Raw genomic sequence first — 25,058 nt, 5'->3', positions numbered from 1 at the left:
CGACTTTACGTGTAAGACTTCTTGCGAAAAGACCGGCGCATCCTCATTTGTTTGCGACTTCTGATTTGCGCGCGTGGGGACCGATCGCGCGAAAACGTTGTTCTATATAGGTTTGTCGTCACGACTCAAATGTGTAGTGACAAACGTGATCCAAAGTAATAGAGAATGGCCTCGAGATTTTCGGCTGACGACGGCGCGTCTTGTTCGCATCACGCCTGATGTCGTGTTCTTGGCCGACGCGTTCCCGCGCGTTGACGCTACTCAACGGGAGGCGCGCTCGTGCATGCGCGACGCCCGAGACTACAAGGTCAAGGATGTGGGCTGCACATGCCCTCGGAAAAAAACTTGACGGACCGCCTCAGGGCTGCACATGCCCCCGGAAAAAAACTTGACGGACCGCCTCAGGGCGTGAAGCGGTCTTACCTGCTTACTCTGAATGATAGCCGTTTCCAGGGCGAAGCCGTCATTCGACCCCTCGCTTCAGCTGGCAAATCCTCCCGGTGGGATCGGTCGAGCACGACCACCGGCATACTCCATTGGTCGATAAGACTCATGACGCCCGCAACTCACGGACCCCCTTACCTATGCGCCGCCGCAGCAGCGTGCGCAAGGTGACGCCGTCGGCGTAGCCGACCTGCTCGGCGATGCGATCCACGCTGACCTTGCTCGTTTTCAGCAGATGAACGGCGCGCTCGACCCGCAGATCCTGGATGTACTCGATGGGCGTTTTACCGAGCACTTCATTCAGACGTCGCGTCAATGTCCGCTTGCTCGTCGCCAATGCGTCCGCGACGTCGTCGAGTGCGATTGCCGTGTCGAGGTGTTCGCGCACCCAGCGGTCGAAACGCTCGACGAGCGGGTCCGAATGGGCCAGGTGATCGGAGATCGCATAGGCAGACTGCGACAGCCGCGAATCGAATACGAGGTAACTGGCCACGAGCGCCGCAAGCTCAGGGCTGTTGTTGCGGATCAGCCAGAGCGCAAGGTCGAGATGGCTCAGAGCGGCCCCTGCCGTCACCGTGCTGCCGCTGGGAACGATAATGCGATGCGCATCCAGGTGCACTTCAGGGTAACGCTGCCGGAACATCGGCGAGAGCCACCAGGTGGTGGTGGCTTCACGCCCATTGAGCAAGCCGCTTTCGGCCAGCACGAAGGTACCCGTACAGGCGGCTCCGATATGTGCGCCGGCACTGTGCCACGCGCGCAATGCACCAAGCGCATCGATCACGTCGGCCCGGCCGAGCGAAGGCACGAGCAGGTCCGTCGTCGTCCTGTTGAGAGCCGGTACAACAACCCAATCCGGGGCGGGTCCGTCTGTCGTGTCGCGGACGGGAACCTGCAGCCCGAGCGCGGTGCGCACCTCTGGCCGCATCCCCGCAACGGTGATTTCGAAGCCCGGTGTGGCCATCCCGGTCGCGCGCGCAAGTTCGTTGGCCGTCGTCAAGGCATCGAGCACGGTGGAGAGGCCGGTGTCGAACACCCCCTCCAGCGCAAGGACAAAAATCCGCATGGCAGGATCGATACCAAAATTGTCGATTGAGACAGTATCTCCAAGGGCGCTCTGTTTGTAAAGTCTGGACCAACGCGTGAACTCGTCGCGCGCAAACTGGAGAGCAAAGATGATCAAGAAAGCACTATTCGTACGACTTGAAGCCAAGCCGGGAAAGGAGCAGGCGGTAGCAGACTTCCTCGACGCCGGCCTGGAGATGACGAATCGGGAGGCGACCACACCGATCTGGTTCGCCCTGAAGCTCTCGGCGACGACGTTCGGCGTCTTCGACGCCTTCGCGAGCGAAGAGGATCGCCAGGCACACCTTGCCGGCGACATGGCCAACTCGCTGATGACGCGAGTCGAGGAGATGCTGGCAAGTCCGCCGTCGGTCGAGCTGATCGACGTTCTGGCGATGAAGAACGAGCTGGCCTGATTCCCGGTTATCTATCACCGATCAATCCTCGCCCGTCAAGTGTGATTGCGCGAAACGACGGGCAACTACAGACAATCCTGGAGAGTAAAATGTTTGCACTGCGAAAGAACCTGGCGATTGCGGCCCTGATTGCCCTGGGCGCCACGATGGCTCACGCCGAGGCAAAGGCGGCTGCGAAAGATGTTGTCATTGTTCACGGCGCACTGGTGGATGGCTCCGGCTGGCGGGCCGTCCACGACATCCTGGTCAAGGATGGTTACCATGTGGCGATCGTGCAGGAGCCGCTTACGGGCCTTGCAGAAGACGTCGATGCCGCCAGGCGCGTCATTGATCAGCAGCAGGGCCCGGTTGTGCTGGTCGGCCATAGCTATGGCGGCTCCGTGATCACGGAGGCAGGTGCGGACCCGAAGGTCAGCTCGCTCGTCTATGTGGCCGCACTGCAACCCGACGCCGGCGAAGCCAGCGGTCAGCTGTTGCAGAAGTTCGCCGCGCCCAACGATGCGATGCGAGCGACGCCGGACAAGTATTTCTTCCTCCCGCCGGCGAAATTCCGTGAGAACTTTGCAGCGGACGTCTCGCCATCGGACGCGCAATTCCTGGCGGACTCGCAGGATCAACTCGCCGAGAAAGCGTTGGGCGCACCGGTCTCTGTGGCGGCATGGCGAACCAAGCCCAGCTACGCCATCCTGACTACCCAGGATCATATGGTGAGCCCCCAGCTTCAGCGCTGGATGTATCAACGCTCGGGTGCCAAGGTGACCGAAGTGAGCGCAAGCCACGCTGTCTTTATCTCTCAGCCGGCCGCGGTCGCGCGAGTGATTGAGGTTGCCGCGAAGTCGACGAACTGACCGGTAATCGTCTCGATGGGGCACCTGTCGGCTTGGCGCCGACGGCCGACACCGTCGCCAGTCGGCCCGCCCCCATCGCAGATACCCACGTGGGTTGTCAAATCGCGGCAATCGCGGGTGGATGTCGCTCAGCTCGGTACATACCCCTAACCCTTCACGGATGTCGCCACCATGCTCTTACTGATCCTTGCCTACCTCGGCGGTGCACTGACCATCCTCAGTCCGTGCATCCTGCCGGTGCTGCCTTTCGTATTTTCGCGAGCAGACCGCCCGTTCGCGCGCAATGGACTGCCGATGCTGGTGGGCATGGCGCTGACTTTCGCCGTGGTCGCCACGCTGGCCGCTGTTGGCGGCGGCTGGGCCGTCCGCGCCAACCAGTACGGCCGCTTCGTCGCCTTGGCGGTGCTTGCCGTGCTTGGCCTGACGTTGCTCTCGGAGCGCGTCGCGGAATGGATCACCCGTCCGTTCGTGGCGCTCGGCAACAAGCTCACCGAGCACACCGGGAGCCAGGACGATTCGGTGCTCTCGGCGGCCGGGCTGGGCGTGGCCACAGGGCTGCTGTGGGCGCCCTGCGCCGGCCCGGTCCTGGGCCTGCTACTCACGGGCGCCGCTCTCAAGGGCGCCAGCGTCCAGACGACGCTGTTGCTGCTCACCTACGCGGCGGGCGCGGCGACCTCGCTCGCGCTGGCGCTGCTGATTGGCGGACGCGTCTTCGCCTTGATGAAGCGCTCGCTGGGCGCTGGCGAATGGGTGCGCCGCGCCTTGGGCGTGCTGGTGCTGGCAGGTGTGGCCGCCATCGCGCTGGGGCTGGATACCGGGCTGCTGACACGCGTGTCGCTGGCCAGCACGGGCGGCATCGAACAGAAGCTGATCGACGCGGTGCGTCCTCCGCCTCTCGTGCAGATCGCTGTGAAGGCCGGCGACACGCTGCCGGTGGAAGGCGATCTGCCCACGCTCGATGGCGCCACCCAGTGGCTCAACAGCCCGCCGCTCACGGCGCAGTCGCTGCGGGGCAAGGTGGTGCTGGTCGATTTCTGGACCTACTCCTGCATCAACTGCATCCGCGCGCTGCCCTACGTGCGGGGCTGGGCTGACAAGTACAAGGATTACGGCCTGGTGGTGATCGGCGTGCACGCACCCGAGTTCGCGTTCGAGAAGGATCCGGTCAACGTCATCCACGCCGTGAGGGACCTGGGCGTGGACTACCCGGTCGCAATCGACAACGGTTACGCCATCTGGAAGGCCTTCGGCAACGAGTACTGGCCCGCGCATTACTTCATCGACCCGCAGGGGCATATTCGTCACCACCACTTTGGCGAAGGCGACTACCAGCAAAGCGAGGACGTGATCCGCCGGCTGCTCACCGAGGGCGGCCAGAAGGACCTGCCGGGTGGCTACGTGCAACCGAACGCGCAGGGCGCACAGGCCGCCGCCGGCTCAGGCGATGCCAGTCGCTCGCCGGAAACCTACGTCGGCTACGCACGCGCGCAGAACTTCGCCGGCGGCCAGATGACGCAGGACACGACCTCGACGTATCATGCGCCCCCGACATTGATGGCCAACCAGTGGGCGCTCGACGGGCGCTGGTCGGTGAGCGACGAAAATGCGCGGCTCGACAGCCCCAACGGACGTATCGTCTATCGCTTCCGTGGCCGCGACTTGCACCTGGTGCTGGGCCCCGGTCGCGATGGCAAGCCCGTGCGCTTTCGCGTGCTGATCGACGGCAAGGCGCCGGGCGCCGACCGCGGCACGGACATCGATGTGTATGGCAACGGCACGGTCACCGGGCAGCGCCTCTACCAGCTCGTGCGGCAGGCCAACGGCAGCGGCGAACGCACCTTCGAGATCACCTTCCTGGCGTCTGGCGTGTTGGCTTACGCGTTCACGTTCGGCTGAGTCCCACCGTTGCCCAATGCCCGTCTCTATGCACCAACGCCGTCACGCATGCGACTGCAGGCCGAATGGCCGTATTCTGAGTCGAGCCGATGATTGATCGTCCGGGCCAACCCGCCAGCCCGTGACCGTTCATGGCCGCACACGGTCCGATCCTGAACCGACGACGGCGGCTGTCAATCGGCCCGACCGCACTCGACAGAAGACGACCGATCCCGGGGTTCCGGCTAGAAGCGCACGGTGCATCGCGCGACAGGATGTAGGGCATTAGGCCGATTGAGCGCACCTGCTGCTTTGTCACAATCCTTTGGAATTTCTCTGAATCTCAGCGTTGCAGCGCCTGGCGTAGACGAATGTCAGATCCGAAGTGTCTCGATCCAGGGCTTCGAAAGTACCCCAATCCTCGCTTGGTTCACTGAGGCGGTCACATAACAGTTCGATAACTGCATCCGGAGCGGGTGCACAGTTCATGTGCGGCTTGTGCGACATCAGAAACGTCTGCATCGTCTCGGGTTGTTCCAGGTTGAGCGGAACGTGCCACGGTAGCCGGCCAGATGTTCCATCAAACTGGACATACAAGACCGGCGGAGCTTTGAAGTGCGTGTGGAACAGCCCATGGACATGGATCGCGAAACGCTCGAAATAGTCCTCTACGCGCGACTGCAAGCTTGCGTGGGTATAAAGGAGGGTCGCGCTAGTGGTGGCTTCCAGACGAAATGTAACGAACCTCGCTTCCCCTTCTTGCGAAACCACCCCAACTCCGTACTGCCCTATCGCCTGAAACGTGGTCGCGCGAGGCGGAGTATAAAAGTATCGATCGACATAAGAGACGGGTTCCCAATCGTCATCATCATCGCGGAAGTTGCCCGCGCGAGAACTCGCGTACGCTGGATTGTTGGGATTCAATTGATTGGATCTGTTGTCCCTATCGCTTTTGCTCGACATAGTGTGCCTCCGCATCCGGTTCTGGGAGAAACAGCATATGCGTCCAACCCGGCGAGCTCAGTCTTGCGTCTGGCTTGCGAAAATCACCCTTTCGGATCCTTACGCATCAGGGAGTTGTGCAGTCCGTGAGTCGTCCGTCTCCAGGCCTCGTCGGCCATTTGCTGAGCCGATTTCACGGTATGTTCGATCCGATGCTTACTCTTCGGCGCTTGCGCAATCGCTGAAGTCAGACCGGAAAGTGTCCGTCGGACAGTCCTGGTGACCATAACTCACTCCGCGTTCTTGTCCACGTGTTAAGTCTAGGCCGTTAGGTGAAGCGCGCGCTACTGTACGTTTGAACAGTACCTTGGTGAGCCCATCATGGACATCCGGAAGCGCCACAGGCGACACGTCAAGAGCATCATTCGTCGTCTTCATCGTCTCGTTTCATCGGAGTAATGAGCCCCTGGCCTGTATCGATCCCGAGCCGTTCCAGCGCCTTGGCAAGGTCGTCAATTTCGCTGGCGAAATCCATCTGCCACTCCTCGCCTTCACTGCGCACAGTCAGCGAGTGATGCGCAACAAACGCTAACGCGCGCGGTGGATCCGCCTGCACGACGACCGAGGTGTTCCTCAACTGTTTCATGAAGTGATCTGCGCCCGTATGTCCGCACCGAGCCCAACAACTCCTTGGCAGTGTAGGTGGGCTAGCCGAGGTTACATGTTGGCGATCGTGGCACCTGTCCGGACGAGCGCTCATGACCGACTACTGCCCGATGCCGAAGGCCGTGATCGACCCACTGCGGCCGGTCGCCCGTGCTTCAACCGTACGGCCGTTGTCTGTGCAAAAGCGACGGAGAGTGATGAGTATGTGCTGCTACAGCTAGTTCTCTCCGTCTTCCCTAGGGAGGTCGCCGACACGCGACCTGGCCTGCCGTGGCAAGTCCGCAGCCCGCTGCAGTCGTGCGACAATCCGTCATCGCGTTCCAGCTTTGGCCGGCATTGCCGCGTTCTTTCGAACGAATGTCCATCTCAACGCCCTTGTCGTCGTTTGCGCGCATCTCCGCAGCACACCTCGATGAACTCATCGCGCTGCTTGAGATCCGCGTCCTAGGCCTGTCCGAGTGTCTCGTCAGCGAGGGGTTCGTGCTCGAACTCGACGGCAACGACGCGCCCGGCATCCACTACATTCTTTCCGGCAGCGGGCTTCTACACATCGGAGGCGCCGATTCGGTACCCCTTACACCGCACACGCTGCTGATCGTCCCACCGCGACATCCGCTGAAGCTCGAGGTGCCCGCAAACCAGGCGGGCATCGCACCGGTCGTCGTATCCGGCCGCGAGCATAAGCGTGTCGTCGATTCCATCAACCGGTTCCGCGCCGGATCGACTGAGCCCATGACCGTGATGATCTGCGGTTACTTCACCGCAGCTTTCGGCGCCTCGATTAATCTCTTCGAAATGCTCTCGATGCCGATCGTCGAGCAATTCGATCCGTCCGACCGGCTCGACGTCTATCTGCGCACTGCCTTCGAGGAGCTGATGGCACAGGAAATCGGCGCCGGTGCGATGTCGGGCGCGCTGCTCAAGCAGGTGATCGTTGCGCTCGTGCGCCGCTCGCTTAAAACCAGCGCGCTGTGGATGGAACGTTTCGCACTGCTCGGTGACCCCCAGATCGCGCGCGCGTTCGCCGACATGACCGCGAGGCCTTCCGCGCCGCACACTGTCGAAAGTCTTGCCCAGATCGCCTGTCTGAGCCGCTCCGCGTTCATGGCGCGCTTCTCGGCGGCCTTCGGCCAGCCGCCGATGCAGGTGCTTCGCGACATCCGAATGCGCCAGGCCGCCGCCCAACTGCGCGCCGGGGATCTCGCGCTCGACCAGGTGGCGCACAACGCCGGCTACGCGAGCCGCGGAGCTTTCATACGCGCCTTCCGCGAAATTTATGGCGCGGCGCCCGCCGAGTATCGAGCAACACCATCCTCATCCTGATCCGCACCGCGCGGATTGACTCGCCCGCTCGACGCCCGAAGCGCCGAGTGGCGACCCACGAGCCGGACTTTTGCGCACATTTGCCGGATCCTGTGCGCGGTGATCGCTCCTAGACTGCTTCTCAATGCAGGAACACCTGTTCCCGCAGCCATCATCCGCAGTTCGAACCGAACCCAAGGAGCAGTACTATGAGCCGCATCGCTATTCCGCAGAATATTCCCGCCGAGTCCAAGGCCGTCGTCGACGCCGTGTCGCGGCAACTCAAGCTCACGCCGAACCTGTTCCGCATCATGGCACAAAGCCCCCAGGCGCTGAACGGGTGGGCCGGCCTGCAGAGCGCTCTCTCCAAAACACTCGACATCAAGACGCGCGACGGCATTGCACTGGCCGTGTCGCAGGTCAACGGCTGCCAGTACTGCCTCAGCGCCCACACCTACGCAGCCACCCAGTTTGCCGGCCTTTCCAGCGATGAGATTCGCCGCAACAGACTCGGGGACTCGGACGTGCCCCGCGTGACGGCCGCGGTGGCGTTCGCGCGCAAGCTGATGCAAACGCGCGGCAAAGTAGCGACGGGGGACCTCGACGTGATGCGAGCCGCCGGGTACAGCGATGCCAATATCGTCGAGATCATCGCGCTGAGTGCGCAGTTCATGTTGACGAATTTCGTCAATAATGTGTTCGACACGGAGATCGACTTCCCGGTGGTCGAAACGGAAATCGCCTGAACGCGTTCGGAAGCCCGCAAGGGCTTCCCCCTCTTCTGGGAGTTCTGCCATGCCACGCACCACTGCCGAAAAGCGCGCCACATTCCGGGCGCTACACGAATCCGGTTGTTTCACGCTGCCGAACCCTTGGGACGCCGGCAGCGCACGTTATCTCGCGAGCCTCGGCTTCCAGGCTATCGCGACCACGAGTTCCGGCTATGCGTGGTCGACCGGCCGCGCCGACAACCAGGCGAGCCGCGACGACATCCTCGCGCACTTGCGCGCGATGGTCGAGGCCACCGATCTGCCGGTCAATGCAGATTTCGAAAGCGGCTTTGCCGACGATGCGGCCGGCGTTGCCGAGAGCGTGAAACTCGCGGTCGCCACCGGCGTGGCTGGCCTGTCGATCGAAGATGCGACCGGCGATGCCGCCGCGCCTCTGTTGCCGATAGAGATCGCCGTGGCGCGGCTCGCAGCGGCGCGGCAAGCGATCGACGATAGCGGTGGCGATACGCTGCTGATCGGCCGCGCGGAGAATTTTTTCGTTGGTGTGCCCGACCTGAACGACACGCTCGAGCGTCTGAAGGCTTACGCAGCGGCCGGCGCGGACTGCCTGTACGCGCCGGGTATCCGGACGCGCGAAGAGATCGAGGCCGTCGTCGCGGCGGTCTCGCCCAAACCGGTGAACGTACTGATTGGCGCGAACCCGGTCCTGACATTGCCAGAACTGGCAGCGCTGGGCGTGCGGCGCGTCAGCGTGGGCGGTGCACTCGCGCGGAGCGCCTGGGGCGGCCTCATGCGCTCCGCCCAGGCGCTTTCGGACGGACGCTTCGACGGCTTCGCAGATGCCCCACCGGCTTCGGATCTCCATGCACTGTTCGCTGCCGACGCTTGACGCGCGCCATTAACATCGATCCCGTCACTCAAGGAGAAACAGATGGCTCGCGAAATCATCCGTGTCGAACCATTGTCCAACTGGCTCGAGCGTTGGAAGGCACCCACCTCCATTGCCACGCGTCACGGCGACACGCTTTACGTGTCGGGCTTGCCGCCATTCGATCCGCAGACCGGCGAAGTGCTGGATGCGCCGATCGAACAGCAAACTCGACGCGTGCTGGAGCAACTGAAGCTCTGCGTCGAGACCGGCGGATCGTCGCTCGACCAGGTGCTCAAGTGCAACGTCTACTGCACATCCGTCGAGATGTTCCCGATCGTCAATGAAATCTATGCACGATTTTTTGGCCCCCGGCCACCGGCACGGATCTTCGTGAACGTGCCCGCATGGCCCGGACGTTTCGATATCGAGATAGATTGCATTGCAGCGGTTTGAGCCGTGTTGCGCACGACCATGGCACGCTCGACCGACGCACAGATCGAAGCGGCACTCACCGATAACACACGGCCTCACCGCGATCGCGCCCGCGACGGGCGAGATCGCGTCGCCGATGTGCTTCGCTTCATCGACATCGGGCCAGGCGATCTTTCTGCCGTATCGCGGATATTTCACTCGCTTGTTCGCGTCACTGGCCGGAGACCACGGACGCGTATTCGCCGCGATTCCCGCCGAGCTGACAAAGATCGAGCGCATCGAGGCGGGACAGTCGGAGGTCGAACAGTTCGCGCGGTAGCGGCACAATGCCGTGCTGCTGACAGGGATTGCCGGAAAAGCGGGCGCCCGACGGAACAGATCTACGCGTTTTGCATCGCGCGGAACTACCACGATCTCCACACGCCAAAGATGGTCCCCGTCGACGTTCATGCATTCAACGACGCCGTTTTTCGCGTGTTGATGCCGGGCGGCCATTACGTAATCGTCGATCATCGGGCGCAGCCGGGTTCGAATACGCGGGTGAGCACGACGTGCTGCATAGTCACCGCGATCCGCGGACGTCCTGCATCTTCGCGCGTGGAATCCGATACGACACCGATGGGTTTATCGTGAAATTCGGAGGCCTGCTGAGCTTACGTGTCGTGTTCGTCAATGACCGTTATCTGAATGGAACCGCCGTCTGAATGTCTTCGCGACGCTTAGGAAGAAGGTCTCTTCCTGGCCGATCTTTGTCCGACGTCGATCAACGGCACGCGAGCCACTTCTGCCCTTCGACGTGGAAAGACCGCAACAGCAACTTCCAAAGTACAGCGGCCGTTCACGCGGATGTCTATGCGCCACACGAGCCGCGCGCGACGGTCAAAAGGAGAGCTTTGACGGCCTGCCTCGAAGTACTCAGCTTCAACGTCCGATACAAAGACTACGAGCGTCATAACCACACGGGCGCTAGCTGGAGCGCAAACACGCGCCAGTTGAGGCGTTCAGCGTTCCTTGCCATGTGTATTGGAGTCGGGCGCCTCCGTGCAGCGCGTTGAGGCGTAACCTTTCAGCATGCTGGTCGTGCACGTGGTGAGGTGGCTTCCAATGCGTCACGCGTTCGGATCTGCGGTGAAGCCTCGCCAACGATACTGCGGCTGCTCATTCGCAAACTCGCCCGATGATCGGCCTGCCAGCGGGCGCGCGTCTGGATCCGGGCTTTTCCTTAATCGTGCAAGCAGCTTTGTTAGAAGCGGAATGTTGGCTATCTTTGACTCACCATCTGCCAGGCCGAACGAGAGAGGCAATCATGAAAGCATGGAACGTCGTGAATCTGCTCGTCGTCGTGGGATGCGTGACGTTGACGTCGAACGTCTACGCGCAAGCCAGCAACGCTATGCCGATGGGCTCGAGTCCGGCTGCAAGTTCAGGCAAGGCGACGCCAGCGGACAAGAAGCTGGCTCGGGATGTACGCAAGGCGTTGTCGAAAGCGCCCAACTTCAACGTGTCGAACGTATTCGTCAAGGCGCGCGGCGGTGTCGTGACATTATCCGGCAGCGTGTCGGACGGTCCTCAGATCCAGCAGGCCGCGGAAGTGGCGAAGGGCGTGCCGGGTGTAACGTCGGTGAGTAACCATCTGACGCTCTATACGAAAGGCTATTGACGCTTCGAGGCGGCGCCGGGAAGTACTGGCCGTTTTCAGCCGTGAAAAGAGGAGCCGACGCTCTCGCAGGACAAGATGTTCACCGTGCCGGTGGACTATCTCTCCTGGTGCGTGGGCCACGAACGCTCGGACCTGAAGTATCTGAAGGATTCGGTGCGCGCGATGTACCGATGAAACGTTGTTCCAAGAGCGCGAAAGGCACTTGACGACCCGATACTCGGTCGTTCAAGTCCAGTTCGAATGTTCCTTGCGCAGCTTATCCGGCCTCGGGTTGGATTTAGAAATGTTGGCGTGGATGCGAAGGAACGCGAGATAGTTCTCGTCTTCGGCCAGCATCAGGGTCGGCGTAGACGATGTAGCCGCGTTCGTTGACGAGAAGAATGTCGTTAGGCATGGCGGTGTCTCCTCGAAGATTAACAGTACTTGAAAAGCAGGGGCCGAACAACCCGTGCTACGAGCATGACTAGGTCGGTAAGGCCAGTCTTCGTGGTCAGGGTGCTGAGCCCTCGCGAATTCCGACTCGATGGGGGGAAGGATTGCGTTCGCCGTCCCAGCTCCGGCCATTCGCCGCGCGCGATACCCGTCGCGCGGTGCGCCGTACGCCCGGTTCAATGCGATCGGCCGTGGCCGCCGCCACCCCAGTAACGGCCGCCGCCCCAGCCGCCACCGCCGCCACCGCCGCCGCCGCCGCCGCCCCAGCCGCCACCGCCGCCGCCACCGCCGCCGCCACCGCCGCCGCCACCGCCGCCGCCACCGCCGCCGCCACCGCCGCCGCCGCCCCAGTTCGCGTGACCGGCGCCCGAAGCGCTGCTGCCGTAGCTACCACCTCCCCAGCTGGCGTGACTGCCGCTCCACGCACCCTGTCCATTTCCCGAGTAAGCGTGGCTGTAGTAGCCGTGTCCATAGTACCCATGGCCCGAGTAGCCGTGGCCGGCCCAGTACGTGTGATGGCCATAGTGGTAGTGGCTGTAACCGCCGCAACACCCGCCCCAGAAGGCGAACGACACCGACGGCCACCAGTAGTAGCCCGGCCAGTACCCGTAGTACGGGTATGGATACGCGTAGGGGTAGACCGGTGGATAGGCGATTGGATAGTACGCCGGCGCGCCATAGGCGGGCGCGGGGGCGAAATCGTACGTCGATGGCGGCCCGTCGGGCGACGTGCCGTCGGGCATGTTGAAGTCCTCTGGCGCCGGAGCCTGCTGCGTCGGGTCCCCGGGCGCGACGGGCACGCCATGCTGCGTGGCCGCCGTCGGCACGGCGGGATAGCCATTCGGATAGGCAGTGGAATAGGTAGCAGGATAGCCCGGGTAATACCCGTAGCCCGGATAGTAGCCGTACGGTACGTAGTAACAACCAGACAGCGCGCCGGACAACGCAAGAACTGCAACGGCGCTGCCGGCGCGCAACGCTGCATCGAGCGGGTTCATGACATGCTCCCTCGTTATTCGCGCGGCGACATGCGCCTCACACTTTCCATTCAGCTTATGTCAGGGTTCCATGTTGCACGTTATAAATTGGTAACGGCGTATTTCAGGTAGTGACCCTCCCGTAGATTGAACTGAACATCGCGAGGTCGTATCCGCCTTCAGCTTTTCGCAGATCGCCCAGATTTCCTTGAGCTTCAGCGGAGGCTTCTGATCAGTGAGCTTTGCGCTGGGCCGCGTGCAAGGCACCGTGAGGCCCGGACTAGCCTTTTTGCATCCAGTACTCGCCCTCGCATTTACTCTCATTTAGGTTCTGTGAGACGTCCGTGTTGGTCACAAAGTGAAGGATGCCGCAAATGCCACGCAGCTTCCCCGTGCCGCCAGTGAGCACCGTGCTTCCTATGACGGTGCGGACATCGGCGGACTGGCCGGTTGCAGACTGTGAGATCCCGTCAAACTTGCCGAAAATCTTGTCGCCGTCTTCCAGGTTGTAAAACCCATAGCCGATGACGGTGCCGTTGCCATCGACGGTGTCAACGGTGCCGCGCATCCATTGCTCCGTGACGCTTACGCCAGCAAACATCAACGCGCCCTTGGGAAAGGTGCGATGCAGTTCATAGAGTGCGAGCGAATGCCCCGGTATGTCTTCAACGTCCAGCAGGTGAAGCAGCGTGTATTTCGAATTTTCGCCTGACACCTCGTAGGATATTTTCTCCCGCCTTTGAGCGGAACTTGACTGGTTCATAGTCAGCCTCCATTGCGTAGTCCGTTCACCTTGCCGATGACTTTGCCACTAACTTCGGTAGCGGGCACCCGCAAAGCACTTTCAGTATCGGACGCGCCGTGGCACCCGCAAGGGATTTTCACATCCGTTTCGGCGTTCCGCCTTAACACGGTTCGGAGACCGTAGACGACCCACAAGGGACGTTAGCGTTGCTCTGAAGCAGCCCTTCACGCATGAACAACAGCAAAGTTACGGTCTCGCGATGAGTTGGTGGTGCGCCGTTACGCCAATTTCGCCGCGCTGCTTGCCGTGTGATTTTCCGTCGGAGTGATAGACCACGAGTACAGCGTTGTCGTGCGTCAGCGGCACTGGTGCGATCGTGGTGAGCGCCGCGTTGCCCTCGGCGTCTGCTACCAGGTCGTTGTCCTGACCGCTACCATCAAGCGGCGTGAAGCCGATCGGCTTCTCATTGAAGTGATTTTCGAAAAGGCTGTAGTGTCCGTTGGGCTTAAGACCAGAAAGCACGACAGTTACCTTCTCACGCCCGTCCGGCTGCGGCGTCAGGATCGCTTCCCCTCTGGCACCAAGCCAGGCGCCCAAGGTCAGATTCATCCGCTGGCCGGTAGCGGTCTTCAAAGGCAGCGTCGGCGTGTCAGCGATTAGCGCATTGCGAAGGCCAGCGCTTCGCTTAATCCCTTGCGGCCCGGTAGCGGCGGGGGCACCCGGTTGCTCGACGAAAACCTGTGGGTCCAATGGTGTCTTTTGCTGTGTCTCCCTAGAGAAGAACGCGGCATGAGTTTCAAACGGCAGCACTTTGGCTTCGTCGGCTGCATGCGCACCGAGCGCCGAGAGACCGACCGTTGCGATAAGAATCCTGATCGTGTGCGAGAGTTTCATATTTGTCGTTCGCATGTGTTCTCCGTTGTACTAGCACGAGGCTCGAGACGCCCAACGGCATTACCTGCCGAAGTCGTTGGCGTCGGTCAATCCGTCGCTTGCCAACACGAGGGTTCTCTGGGCTCGGCCAGCTTGCTGCCGAGATTGTCAGCGATCTGGCCCATGATGTCGAACGTCTCAAACTGGCCGAAAGTCGCCCAAAAGCACGACTGGTGCATGAGCAGCAAGGAAAGTTGTTTGGGTGTGCCAGAAACGCGAGCGACTGCTCGCGCATCGCTGACATATAATTCGAAAGTTGGTTAATTAGGATTTATATGATGGCGGATGAGCGACACATGGAGACCGCGCGGCCGGAGCTGCCAGCCGAGCGCGGCGTTGCGCAATATCACCGGCTGGCGTCCCTGCTGCGGCACCGAATTGCGAAGGGCGAGTACCCGCTCGGCACGCAGCTGCCGCCGATCACGCAACTCGCGGACGACCTGAGCGTCGCCGTCATCACCGTTCGGCAAGCATACGAGCTGCTTTCCAAGGAAGGGCTTATCCGCAGCCAGCGGGGCGTCGGGACCCACGTTGCAGCGCTGCCCGCCGTCACGGGCGACCTCGAACAGGTGATCAACAACCCCTTCGCCGCACCGCAGGCGCTTGCCTTCGAGATACTCGAAGTCCGGCGCCGCACCCTTGTGCCACAAGAACTGCTCGGACCGGATGGCCGGTCGGCCGACGAATACGTCTGTGTCCGCAAGCTGCACTCCTATTCCGGCGAGCCGTTCTGCTACGCCGAAATCTATGTGCCGACGCCGGTTTTCGAATCGTTGCCCAAGGACATCGCCATGCAGCGGAAACTGCTCGCCGCGGTGCTCGACAAACTTGGCGCGCGCTGCAAACGCTTGCGACAACGCGTGACCGTGATACCCGCCGATTTTCCTCTGTGCGATATGCTGAAGATCCCGTTTGCCTCGCCCGTCGCGAAGATGTCGCGACGCCTGGTTGACGGCAAAGGCAACGTGCTGTACGCCGGTGCGACCTGGTATCGGGGCGACCGCTACGTTTCCGAGATCGACCTCCCCGCGTCCGCCCTGAAAACCGTGCCTGGGATCACCGAGCCGCAGCGGCGGGCTGTCGGGTAAGCCCGGACTTGACGCCGCTTTGCGCATGCCTAAACTACTAACATTAGGCATTTAGGTTTAAGTCCCTGAAGTTGAGTCCTGATTGGAGCTCGATGCGCATGCGGAACCTTCTCTTCCTCCTGGCTACCCCCGTCCTTGAGCCGCAAGCGATGGCGGTGGCCCCTTATCCGGCCAAGCCCATCAAGATCATCGTTCCCTTTCCGGTCGGAAGCGGACGGGACGCCGGGGCGCGCGTGCTCGACCAATCGCTGCCCGCCAGCAAGGGCCAGCCCGTCATCGTGGAAAACCATCCCAATGCCTCCGGCTTCATGGCGGCGCAGGCCGCCGCCCCGGCGGTCAAGATCGCATGGAGCCAGCCCGAATGAAGCCCGTACCTACCGTGGTCAGGGCGGCCGATCTTGCCGCCTACGCGCCGGCGAACCATACCGGCACCTCTAACGTGCGCGTGATCGGCCCCGAGACTGTCGGCGCGACGGCGCTCGAAGTACTGGTCGGCACGATCGTGAAATCGCACGGCGCGCGGGCGCACGCGCACCCCCACCTGGAGCAATGCGCCTACATGATCGAGGGAACCGGCGAGTCGGGGGCGGCGGGCAGCGTGGAAGCGATGGCGCCCGGGACCTGGGCCTACGTGCCGGCCGGCGTATTCCATTCGTTTCGCGTGACCAGCGACCAGCCCGGGCGTGTGCTGGTCGTCTATACGCCGCCGTATGGCGAGAACCCGGCGCACACGATCACGGAACCCGACGACGCTGCCGCCGCGCCCGCTCACGGCAAGGTGCGCGTGCTTGCCGCCGGCGACGCCGCCACCGGCACGGTTCCCCTCATCGACCGCGAGACCGCTGGCGCGCGCTGGGTCGACATTGCGGCGCTGCGCATGCCTACCGGCAGCCCATCGGTCTGCACCGCGGAGCCTGACGCCGAGCAGGTTCTCTACGTCGAAGAAGGACGGATCGACGCACGTGTCGACGGGCAGGACTTCGGTCTCGCCCCGGGCGACTTCCTGTTTCTTCCGCGCGGGGTCGCCGCCTCCCTGCGCTGTTTGCCGGAGCAGCCTGCATCCGGCTTCCTTATCAGGGGGCGGCTTCCATCCACTGCTTCAAATCCAGTAACAACGGGAGACAATTCATGAACGCAAGAATGCTCGCGCAGCCCACCACGTCCACCGGCGCCCCGCTGCCGCTGCCCGCTCTGCCACAGGACAAGCTCCTGACCGTCAACATCGAGCAGATCCCGCTGATCAGGGATGTCTTTCCGGGTATCCACATCAAGCCGCTGCGCCTTGACCTGGAGCGCGGCGAGTGGGTCTTCATGGCCATCCTGGAACCCGGTTGCTCGCTGCCGATTCACTACCACACCGGTACGGCGCAGGTGTGGACGATCCAGGGCTGCTGGGCGTATCGCGAGTACCCCGAGCAGCGGCAGACGGCAGGCTCCTACCTGTACGAGCCCGGCGGCTCGGTGCACACCTTCTACACCCCCGAGGACAACACCGAGGACACCATCACCATCGCCTGGATCGAAGGCGCGCAAGTGAGCTTCAACGAGGACGGCACGTTCCACTCGCTCAATGACGCGGTCTCGATCCGATACGCGATCGAGGCCCTCGCGGCAGCGCGCGACATCGGACCGGTGCCCTACATCCGCGGCAATGGCGCCGACGTAGCCGGTTCCTGACCGGAAAGAGGAGCACGGACAGAATGAGCAACGACTCGAACCAGGGTGGGCCGCTGGCCGGCCTGCGCATCATCGACATCACCGAAGTCGTCATGGGACCTTCGGCCACGCAGATGCTGGCCGACCTGGGGGCCGACGTGATCAAGGTGGAGCCGCCCGGCGGCGACATGCTGCGCGCCGTCGGACCCGGCGGGCGCTCGGGCGCCGGCCCGCTGTTCCTCAACCTGAACCGCAACAAGCGCAGCGTCATGCTGGACCTGAAGCGCCCTGCCGGCAAGGAAGCGCTGCTGAAGCTGGCGCAGACGGCCGACGCGCTGGTCTACAACGTGCGGCCGCAGGCGATGCAGCGCCTCGGGCTGGATTACGAGGCGCTGCGGCTGGTGAACCCGCGCATCGTCTACGTCGGCACCTTCGGCTTCAGCCAGCGCGGCCGCTATGCGGACTCGCGCGCCTTCGACGACCTGATCCAGGCGGCCGTCGCGATCCCCGAGGCCAGCGTGCGGGCCGGTTCCGACGTGCCGCGCTATGCCCCGCTCAACCTCTCGGACCGGGCCACGGGCCTGTACGCGTTCGGCGTGATCTGCGCGGCCCTGCTCGCGCGCGAGCGCACGGGTTGCGGGCAGGCGGTGGACGTGCCGATGTTCGAGACCACCGCGCAGATGATGCTGGGTGATCATCTGTACGGCCACACGTTCATCCCGCCGCGCGGCGGCTTCGGCTATCCGCGGCTGCTCAACCCGCAGCGGCGGCCGTACGCAACGCAGGACGGCCTGGTGTGCCTCGTCGTCTACACCGACGAACAGTGGCAGGCCTTCATGCGCGTGGTCGGCGAGGCCGAGCGGTTCAACAGCGACCCGCGGTTTGCCGACGGCGAATCGCGCACGCAGCATGTCGAGGCGCTGTACGAGATCCTCGCCGACAAGCTGAAAGCGCAGACCACGCAGCAATGGCGCGAGCTGCTGGAGCCGCTCGGCATCCCGGTGTTGCCGGTGCACACCTTCGAGTCGCTGATGGACGATCCGCACCTGCAGGACATCGGGTTCTTCCAGCAGTTCGAGCATCCCACCGAAGGCATGCTGCGAACCATGGCGGTGCCCAGCGAATGGCCGCAAACCCCGCTGCCGCCGCTGCGCCCGCCGCCGCTGCTGGGTGAGCACAGCGCGCAAGTGCTGGCCGAGGCCGGCTACTCGCCGCAGCAGATCCGCGAGATGGCGCAGGCGGGCGTGACGCAAGTGGCGGCGTGCAGCGAGTCAACGGGAGTCGAAGCATGACCGAGGTCGTGCACGCCAGCCGGCAGGACGGGCGGCTGATTCTCACCATCGACCGTCCGGAGCGCCGGAATGCGCTCAACGCGGAAGTGATCGGCACCTTGCAGAAAGCGCTGGATCGCGCCCGGTCTGACGAGACGATTCGCGCGGTGGTGCTCACCGGTGCGGGCGACGAGGCGTTCTGCGCCGGCGCCGACCTGGGCGGGGATGCCTTCGCGTTCGACTACGCCACGCCGACCAGCGCCTACGCCGACCTGCTGCGCACGGCCCGCACGCTGAACGTGCCGCTCGTCGCGCGGGTCAACGGCGCCTGCATGGCCGGCGGCATGGGCCTGCTCGCGATGTGCGATCTCGCCATCACGGCCCGGCACGCGAGCTTCGGCCTGCCCGAGGTGAAGGTGGGCGTGTTCCCGATGCAGGTGCTCGCCGTGCTGCAGGCCCAGTTGCCGCTGCGCTGCCTGGCGCAGCTGTGCCTGACGGGCGAGGCCATCGACGCGGCGCGGGCACGCGAGATCGGTCTGGTGAACGAGGTGGCTGACGACCTCGACGCTGCGCTCGAGCGCCTGCTGTCACGGCTGCTCGCCAACTCACCTACCGCGCTGCGGCGCGGCATGTATGCGATGAAGGCGATGCGCTCGATGTCCTTCGAAGAGGCGATCGCCTTCGGCGAAGGGCAGATCGGCCTGCTGGCCCTGACCCAGGACGCGCGCGAGGGCCTGACCGCATTCAAGGAAAAAAGGAAACCGCAATGGACGGGCAACTGACATCGTCGACGCCGGGCAAGGTTGTGCGCATAGGTGGCGCCTCAGGCTTCTGGGGCGACAGCAGCCTCGGACCGCTGCAGCTGGTGCGCTGCGGCGCCATCGATTACCTCGTGTTCGACTATCTCGCCGAGCTCACCATGTCGATCCTCGCGGGCGCGCGCATGAAGCGGCCGGAGGAAGGCTACGCCATCGACTTCGTCACGGTGGCGCTGCGCTCGGTGCTGAAGCAGACCGTCGAGCAGGGCATCCGCATCGTCAGCAACGCCGGCGGCGTGAATCCGAGGGGCTGCGCCGCGGCGGTGCGGGCTCTGGCCGACGAACTCGGCGTACCGGTGCGGGTCGCGATCGTCGAAGGCGACGACGTGCTCCCGCTTGCCGCCGCGATGCGAGCGGCCGGCACGGTCGAAATGACCAGCGGCGAGCCCATGCCGGAGCGCCTGGTGACGGCCAATGCCTATCTCGGTGCACTGCCCATCGCGCGGGCCCTGGCCGCGGGCGCCGACATCGTCATCACCGGCCGCTGCGTCGACAGTGCGGTCACCCTCGGCGTGCTGATGCACGAGTTCGGCTGGGCGGCCGACGACTTCCACCGGCTCGCCGCCGGCAGCCTGGCCGGCCACATCATCGAATGCGGCTGCCAGGCGACAGGCGGCCTGCACACCGACTGGGCCAGCGTGCCGGACTGGGCGAACATCGGCTATCCGATCGTCGAGTGCCGCGAAGACGGTAGCTTTGTGGTCACCAAGCCCGCGGACACCGGCGGCCTCGTCACGCCCGCAACCGTCGGGGAGCAACTGCTGTACGAGATAGGCGATCCGGCCAACTATCTGCTGCCGGACGTGACCTGCGACTTCCGCCAGGTGCGCATGGAGCAGGCCGGGCCGCATCGCGTGCTCGTGACCGGCGCGCGCGGCCGCCCGCCAACCGGCACCTACAAGGTCAGCGCCACCGCGCCGGCAGGCTTCAAGGTGTCCGGGCAGCTCACCATCGTCGGGATCGACGCCGCAGCGAAGGCCAAACGCACGGGCGAGGCGCTGCTCGAGCGCGGCCGCCGGCTGCTGCATGAGAGCGGGTTCGTGGATTTCCTGGCCACCCATATCGAGCTGCTCGGCACGGAGTCGGCTTACGGGCCGCATGCGCGACCGTTGCCGACGCGCGAAGTCGTGTTGCGCCTGACGGTGACGCATGCCGACCGGCGCGCACTGGAGATGTTCAGCCGCGAGTTAGCCGCACCAGGCACATCCTGGTCACCCGGTACGACCGGTGCCGGTGGCCGTCCCTCGGTGTCGCCGGTGCTGCGGCAGTTCGCCTGGCTCATTCCGAAGGCGCGGGTGACGCCGACGGTCACGCTCGACGAGACGACGTACACCGTGACGCTGCCGTCACCGCAACCGCAGGTCGCGCCTGGACCGCTGGCGCCCATCGAGGGCGCGCTGCCCCCCGGCCCACGCCAGACCGTGCCGCTCGTGAGAATCGCGCTCGGACGCAGCGGCGACAAGGGGGACACCTCCAACATCGGCCTCATCGCGCGGCATCCGGCCCTGCTGCCGGTGCTGAAAGACCAGGTGACGTCAGAACGCGTCGCGGAGTACCTCCGCCATCTGATGCAGGGGCCGGTCCACCGTTACGAGCTGCCCGGCATCCATGCCATCAACCTCGTCTGCGAGCGGGCGCTGGGCGGCGGCGGCATGGCGTCGCTGCGCAACGACCCGCTCGGCAAGGGCATGGCGCAGATGCTGCTCGACATGCCGGTCGACGTCCCCGCAGACCTGCTGCAAAAGCGCCCCGCATGAATTTCGACTTCTCCGACGACCAGCTTGCAATCCGCGACGCCGTCGAGGCCCGCTGCGCCGACTTCGGCGCCGATTACTGGCTTGAGCGGGACCGCGATGGACGCTGGCCCAGCGAGTTCTGTGACGCCGTCGCTCGCGGCGGGTGGTTCGGCGTGACCATGCCCAAGGAACACGGCGGCGCCGGCCTCGGCATCTCCGCGGCTGCGATGGTGATGCGCACGATCGGCAAGCTCGGCTCGGCGGCGGTGTCGTCGGTCCACCTGAACCTGTTCGGCCCGCAGCCGGTGGTCGTGTTCGGCAGCGAGGCGCAAAAGCGCCGCATGCTGCCGCCGTTGATCGACGGTTCGGATCGCGCCTGCTTCGGCGTGACCGAGCCCAGCGTCGGTTCCGACACCACACGCATCAGAACCTTCGCCCGCCGCGCGGGCGACCGCTACATCGTCCACGGCCAGAAGGTCTGGACCTCGACCGCGCAGCACGCCAACAAGATCCTGCTGGTGGCCCGCACGACGGCGATCGAGGCATGCGCGCGGCCGATGGAGGGCGTCACGCTGTTCTACACCGACCTCGATCGATCGCGCGTGCGCATCAGCGAGATCGACAAGATGGCGCGCAAGGCAGTGGACTCGAACGAACTGTTCATCGACGGGCTGGAGATCCCCGTCGAGGATCGCATCGGCGACGAAGGCCAGGGCTTCAGGTACCTGCTGCACGGCCTGAATCCGGAGCGCATCCTCGTCGCGGCTGCGGCGCTCGGCGCCGCTGAGACAGCGCTGGCGCGGGCAACCGACTACGCCAGGGAACGCGTCGTGTTCGGCCGGCCGATCGGCAAGAACCAGGCGATCCAGCATCCGCTGGCGGAATGCTGGATGCACCTGCAGTCGGCCGAACTGCTGATGTGGAAGGCGGCGGCGCTCTACGACGCCGGCAAGCCCTGCGGTGTCGAGGCTACGGCGGCCAAGTACCTGGCGGCGGAGGCCAGTTTCGAGACGTCGTTGCGTGCGGTGCGCACGCACGGCGGCTACGGCTACGCGAAGGAGTACCACGTCGAGCGCGGCCTGCGCGAAAGCGTGCTTTCGTTGCTCGCACCGGTGACGCAGGAGCTCGCGCTGTGCTACGTCGCCGAGCAGGCGCTCGGATTGCCGAAGTCGTACTGACCCGCGCAGCGCGAGACAAATCGCATCCAGGGCGCGGCAAAGGCAGGTCCGACGACACCAACCGGATCAATCAGCAACGGTCCATAAACCCGAGCCTGGAGACTGCGAAATGACGATGAACCTTGCGGGAGGACAGTTTCATGAAGAGGTTTGAGGGTAAGGTCGTAATCGTCGTCGGCGCCGCTGGCCACGGCAACATGGGGCAGTGCATTGCCCGACGCTTCGCCGGCGAAGGCGCCAGCGTGATTGTGGCTGGACGACGCGCGGAGCCGTTGGATCACCTGGCAAGCGAAATCGGAGGCGCCAGCCGGCTTTGCGATTTCACGCGCAAGGAAGACGTCGAAGCCCTCGTCGCCTTCGCGCAGAGCGCTACGGCCACGTCGATGTCGGCATCAACGCCACGGGCTGGGGACTTCTCCGGCCGTTCGAAGACACGGGTGAGGAAGCACTGCAGGCGATGATGGATCTCCAGTTCAAGGGGCCCTTTCAGTTCATGCAGGCGCTCGTGAAAGCGATGAGGCAAAATCCGACGCCGGGGGGCTCGATCATCATGATTTCGTCGGCGACCGCGACGATCATGCTTGAGAACCACGCCGCCTATATGGGCACCAAGGCTGGCACCGACCACGTCGTGCGCTGTGTCGCCAACGACTTTGGCCATCTCGGAATCCGCGCCAATTCGATCTCTCCTGGCATCACTCGCACGCCGATGTCGGGTGACGCCCTGAACATCCCCGAAATATTGGGGGCCTTCGAGGCCGGCTATCCGCTCGGACGTATTGGCACTGTGGACGACGTCGCCGAAGCGCCTCTGTGGTTGGCAAGCGACGTGTGCTTCATGACGGGACAGAACCTGCAGGTCAATGGCGGTCTGACGCTGCGCCGCAATCCGACAGCGACGGAAATGGGCGCCGCCTATGCCCGGGTTATCGCGGACCTGTCCGCATGACGGAATCAATGGGGCAGACACGATTGAATATTCGTCCGCCGCCGAACGTGTCGTGCGAGGGGAGGCCGTGACGCAGCTGGAGGAAGCGGCGCCATGACAAATAAGTGCATCGGTTCTGGGGCGCATCCAGGCGATGCAGCTTCCTTGGTTCTCAAATCCAGTAAATCAAAGGAAATGGCGTGAGCATCCTCACACTGATATCGCCTGAATTCAGGGATCAGGACCGGCTGCAACTGGTGCATGAGTTCAATGGCTTCGACGGAACCGGCCAGAACCGTTCGCCCGCGCTGCAATGGCACGGCGCGCCGGCAGGCACCAGGAGCTTCGCCCTGACGCTGTACGACCCGGACGCACCCACCGGCAGCGGCTTCTGGCACTGGATCCTGTTCGATATCGATTCGTCCGTCACCCAGCTCGCCGCAGGCGTAGGCTCACCCGACGCCACTGACCTGGGCGCCAGCGGCACTCAGGCCACCAACGATTACGGCGCCACCGGCTACGGCGGTCCCTGCCCGCCCAAGGGCTTGCCGGCGCACCGCTATATTTTCACCCTGCACGCGCTGGGTGTGCCCAAGCTGGAGCTGCCGGCCAACCCGCCGAACGCGGTGGCGCGCTTCGTGATCTACCAGAACACGCTCGCCATGGCCACCCTGACTGGCCTCTACAACCGCTGAGGGTGCGCCTTGCTGTCACTGTTTGAACCGCTCGCCAGCAGCCCCAGGGCCATCTGCCCGAATCGAGGAGCACGATCTAAGCATGGGGACTGCTTCCTGCCCACTCGATGCCGGTAGAAACGCCCGGCCCAGTTTCATTCCAGCACTAGCCGTACGCCTGCCGGAAGTGTCCCGAGATTGCAACACAACTAGGAGACCGAAATGAAATCGAAGTGGGGTGGCGCCGCAGCGCTTGTCGTGTTCGCGAGCGCAGCACACGCGCAATCGTCGGTGACGCTGTACGGCATACTCGATACCGGGTTCCTGTATCAGAGCGCGAACGCGAGCAACTTTCAGTCGAAGGTGAACCTCGGGCATGTCTACGAGCTCAAGGACGGTGGCATCTATGCGAGCCTCTGGGGCCTGAAGGGCACCGAGGACATCGGCGGCGGCTACAAGGTCAACTTCAAGCTGCAGGGGTCGTTCGACACGCCCACCGGGAGGGCCGGATTGGCCGACACACCGACCGCCACCGCGATGTTCAACCAGCAGACGACGGTGGGCGTGTCGAGTCCATACGGCACGCTCGACCTGGGCCGGCAGATCCTGCCGATGATCTATGCGATGGCGGACACCGACGTACGGAACGCCCAATACTTCGGCAGCATCCTGACCGCGTGGCTCGGCCTGAACCAGGCCGCGGGCTGGCCGGGCACCAGCACGAACGGCTCGATCGGCGCGCTGTATGACGACAATGCGATCGTCTACCAGTCGCCGAAATTCTACGGCGCATCGCTTGCGCTCGAGTACGCGCCGGGCGGCGTCGCCGGGAAGTTTCAAGGCGGCACGCGCGAGTCGGCCGTGCTCAAGTATTCGAACTACGGCCTCAACGTGGCGGGGGTGTACTACAACGGACACGATGCCAACCCGTTTGCGCCCAACGGTGCCGTGACCCCGGCGACAGGCCTGAACAACAACCGGTTCTGGTACGTTGGCGCGCAATACACGTTTTACAATGTTTCCGTGTCGACGTCGTACGGCATGGGCAAGAACCCGGCGAAAAGCAGTCAAGACAGCTTCGAGATGATCTCCGCTGGCCTCGGCTACCAGTTCACCCCATTCTTCAAGGTCACGTCGGGCTTCTATTACTTGAGGGACCGAAATTTTTCCTCCAACCAGTCGAATCTGTTCGCGGTGGGCGCCGAATATAACCTGTCCAGGACCACCCTCGCCTACGCACAGGTCGGGTACGTCAACAACCGGGGCAACATGAGCCAGACGATCGTATACGCTGCGCCGGTTCCGGAAGGAACGTCGAGCACCGCAGCAATGATCGGCATCCGTCACGCTTTCTGACCCCGTGAACCACG

Annotated in this window: 25 protein-coding genes and 1 pseudogene; 20 read left to right on the top strand and 6 right to left on the bottom strand. The window is 63.7% G+C overall.

Annotated elements, in window-relative coordinates:
• Positions 1–550 precede the first annotated feature (550 nt).
• Positions 551–1,510, bottom strand: coding sequence for a GlxA family transcriptional regulator (locus tag OKW30_RS37290; protein ID WP_429349232.1), 960 nt, complete (start codon positions 1,508–1,510; stop codon positions 551–553).
• Between the two features lie 109 nt (positions 1,511–1,619).
• On the opposite strand from OKW30_RS37290, the gene OKW30_RS37285 reads away from it, so the two are divergent.
• The 3 genes from OKW30_RS37285 to OKW30_RS37275 all read left to right on the top strand — a co-directional run bounded on the left by OKW30_RS37285 (position 1,620) and on the right by OKW30_RS37275 (position 4,669).
• A complete protein-coding gene (locus tag OKW30_RS37285) occupies positions 1,620–1,925 on the top strand; it encodes a putative quinol monooxygenase (protein ID WP_429349101.1) in 306 nt (101 codons plus the stop codon).
• 89 nt (positions 1,926–2,014) lie between these two features.
• Positions 2,015–2,773: an alpha/beta fold hydrolase gene (locus OKW30_RS37280; protein ID WP_184070408.1), complete on the top strand. Its 759-nt coding sequence runs from the start codon at positions 2,015–2,017 to the stop codon at positions 2,771–2,773.
• Between the two features lie 171 nt (positions 2,774–2,944).
• Entirely contained in the window at positions 2,945–4,669 is a 1,725-nt protein-coding gene (locus tag OKW30_RS37275) for a cytochrome c biogenesis protein DipZ (RefSeq protein ID WP_429349100.1), read from the top strand.
• A gap of 294 nt (positions 4,670–4,963) precedes the next feature.
• Here OKW30_RS37275 and OKW30_RS37270 read toward each other — a convergent pair whose 3' ends face one another.
• Entirely contained in the window at positions 4,964–5,611 is a 648-nt protein-coding gene (locus OKW30_RS37270; RefSeq protein WP_184070404.1) for a hypothetical protein, read from the bottom strand.
• A 400-nt stretch (positions 5,612–6,011) separates the two neighbouring features.
• Positions 6,012–6,236: a hypothetical protein gene (locus OKW30_RS37265; protein ID WP_429349099.1), complete on the bottom strand. Its 225-nt coding sequence runs from the start codon at positions 6,234–6,236 to the stop codon at positions 6,012–6,014.
• A 317-nt stretch (positions 6,237–6,553) separates the two neighbouring features.
• On the opposite strand from OKW30_RS37265, the gene OKW30_RS37260 reads away from it, so the two are divergent.
• The 6 genes from OKW30_RS37260 (at position 6,554) to OKW30_RS37235 (ending at position 11,252) form a co-directional block, all read left to right on the top strand.
• A complete protein-coding gene (locus OKW30_RS37260; RefSeq protein ID WP_429349098.1) occupies positions 6,554–7,579 on the top strand; it encodes an AraC family transcriptional regulator in 1,026 nt (341 codons plus the stop codon).
• A 188-nt stretch (positions 7,580–7,767) separates the two neighbouring features.
• Positions 7,768–8,304 carry a carboxymuconolactone decarboxylase family protein gene (locus tag OKW30_RS37255; RefSeq protein WP_429349097.1) on the top strand — a complete coding sequence of 179 codons (537 nt, stop codon included), beginning with the start codon at positions 7,768–7,770 and terminating at the stop codon, positions 8,302–8,304.
• A gap of 49 nt (positions 8,305–8,353) precedes the next feature.
• Positions 8,354–9,178 (top strand): isocitrate lyase/PEP mutase family protein, encoded by an 825-nt coding sequence (locus OKW30_RS37250; RefSeq protein WP_429349096.1) that lies wholly within the window; start codon positions 8,354–8,356, stop codon positions 9,176–9,178.
• Between the two features lie 42 nt (positions 9,179–9,220).
• A complete protein-coding gene (locus OKW30_RS37245; protein ID WP_429349095.1) occupies positions 9,221–9,613 on the top strand; it encodes a RidA family protein in 393 nt (130 codons plus the stop codon).
• Positions 9,614–9,728: 115 nt separating this feature from the next.
• Positions 9,729–9,911: a hypothetical protein gene (locus OKW30_RS37240; RefSeq protein WP_184070394.1), complete on the top strand. Its 183-nt coding sequence runs from the start codon at positions 9,729–9,731 to the stop codon at positions 9,909–9,911.
• A gap of 987 nt (positions 9,912–10,898) precedes the next feature.
• Positions 10,899–11,252 carry a BON domain-containing protein gene (locus OKW30_RS37235; RefSeq protein WP_184070392.1) on the top strand — a complete coding sequence of 118 codons (354 nt, stop codon included), beginning with the start codon at positions 10,899–10,901 and terminating at the stop codon, positions 11,250–11,252.
• A gap of 608 nt (positions 11,253–11,860) precedes the next feature.
• On the opposite strand, the gene OKW30_RS37230 is transcribed toward OKW30_RS37235, so the two are convergent.
• The 3 genes from OKW30_RS37230 to OKW30_RS37220 all read right to left on the bottom strand — a co-directional run bounded on the left by OKW30_RS37230 (position 11,861) and on the right by OKW30_RS37220 (position 14,315).
• Positions 11,861–12,682, bottom strand: a complete 822-nt coding sequence (locus tag OKW30_RS37230) for a hypothetical protein (RefSeq protein WP_429349094.1) — start codon at positions 12,680–12,682, stop codon at positions 11,861–11,863.
• 259 nt (positions 12,683–12,941) lie between these two features.
• The gene (locus OKW30_RS37225; RefSeq protein WP_184070388.1) at positions 12,942–13,424 is read right to left on the bottom strand and encodes a hypothetical protein; all 483 of its coding nucleotides are present in this window, start codon (positions 13,422–13,424) and stop codon (positions 12,942–12,944) included.
• Between the two features lie 228 nt (positions 13,425–13,652).
• A complete protein-coding gene (locus OKW30_RS37220; protein WP_260336543.1) occupies positions 13,653–14,315 on the bottom strand; it encodes a hypothetical protein in 663 nt (220 codons plus the stop codon).
• A 320-nt stretch (positions 14,316–14,635) separates the two neighbouring features.
• On the opposite strand from OKW30_RS37220, the gene OKW30_RS37215 reads away from it, so the two are divergent.
• The 11 genes and pseudogenes from OKW30_RS37215 (at position 14,636) to OKW30_RS37165 (ending at position 25,044) form a co-directional block, all read left to right on the top strand.
• On the top strand, positions 14,636–15,427 hold the full coding sequence (locus OKW30_RS37215) for a GntR family transcriptional regulator (protein WP_429349093.1): 792 nt from the start codon (positions 14,636–14,638) through the stop codon (positions 15,425–15,427).
• Between the two features lie 98 nt (positions 15,428–15,525).
• Positions 15,526–15,792, top strand: coding sequence for a hypothetical protein (locus OKW30_RS37210; RefSeq protein ID WP_429349092.1), 267 nt, complete (start codon positions 15,526–15,528; stop codon positions 15,790–15,792).
• Complete coding sequence (locus tag OKW30_RS37205; protein ID WP_429349091.1) at positions 15,789–16,559, top strand: cupin domain-containing protein; 771 nt, start codon at positions 15,789–15,791, stop codon at positions 16,557–16,559. Before OKW30_RS37210 ends, OKW30_RS37205 begins: the two co-directional genes overlap by 4 nt.
• Complete coding sequence (locus OKW30_RS37200) at positions 16,556–17,104, top strand: 2,4'-dihydroxyacetophenone dioxygenase family protein (protein ID WP_184070382.1); 549 nt, start codon at positions 16,556–16,558, stop codon at positions 17,102–17,104. Before OKW30_RS37205 ends, OKW30_RS37200 begins: the two co-directional genes overlap by 4 nt.
• A 23-nt stretch (positions 17,105–17,127) precedes the next feature.
• Positions 17,128–18,375, top strand: a complete 1,248-nt coding sequence (locus OKW30_RS37195) for a CaiB/BaiF CoA transferase family protein (RefSeq protein ID WP_184070380.1) — start codon at positions 17,128–17,130, stop codon at positions 18,373–18,375.
• Positions 18,372–19,136, top strand: coding sequence for an enoyl-CoA hydratase-related protein (locus OKW30_RS37190; RefSeq protein WP_184070378.1), 765 nt, complete (start codon positions 18,372–18,374; stop codon positions 19,134–19,136). The genes OKW30_RS37195 and OKW30_RS37190 overlap by 4 nt, the downstream gene beginning before the upstream one ends.
• Positions 19,121–20,929 (top strand): acyclic terpene utilization AtuA family protein, encoded by a 1,809-nt coding sequence (locus OKW30_RS37185; protein WP_429349090.1) that lies wholly within the window; start codon positions 19,121–19,123, stop codon positions 20,927–20,929. The genes OKW30_RS37190 and OKW30_RS37185 overlap by 16 nt, the downstream gene beginning before the upstream one ends.
• Positions 20,926–22,086, top strand: a complete 1,161-nt coding sequence (locus OKW30_RS37180; RefSeq protein ID WP_429349089.1) for an acyl-CoA dehydrogenase family protein — start codon at positions 20,926–20,928, stop codon at positions 22,084–22,086. Before OKW30_RS37185 ends, OKW30_RS37180 begins: the two co-directional genes overlap by 4 nt.
• A gap of 140 nt (positions 22,087–22,226) precedes the next feature.
• Positions 22,227–23,035, top strand: a pseudogene (locus OKW30_RS37175) (SDR family NAD(P)-dependent oxidoreductase).
• Between the two features lie 179 nt (positions 23,036–23,214).
• Positions 23,215–23,709, top strand: coding sequence for a YbhB/YbcL family Raf kinase inhibitor-like protein (locus OKW30_RS37170; RefSeq protein WP_429349088.1), 495 nt, complete (start codon positions 23,215–23,217; stop codon positions 23,707–23,709).
• Positions 23,710–23,910: 201 nt separating this feature from the next.
• Entirely contained in the window at positions 23,911–25,044 is a 1,134-nt protein-coding gene (locus OKW30_RS37165) for a porin (protein ID WP_184070369.1), read from the top strand.
• The last annotated feature ends 14 nt before the right edge of the window (positions 25,045–25,058 follow it).

It is taken from the genome of Paraburkholderia sp. Clong3 (assembly GCF_050436485.1).
Taxonomy (GTDB): domain Bacteria; phylum Pseudomonadota; class Gammaproteobacteria; order Burkholderiales; family Burkholderiaceae; genus Paraburkholderia; species Paraburkholderia tuberum.
The sequence above is the reverse complement of the archived record's forward strand: the minus strand, read 5'-3'. Positions and strand labels throughout refer to the sequence as shown.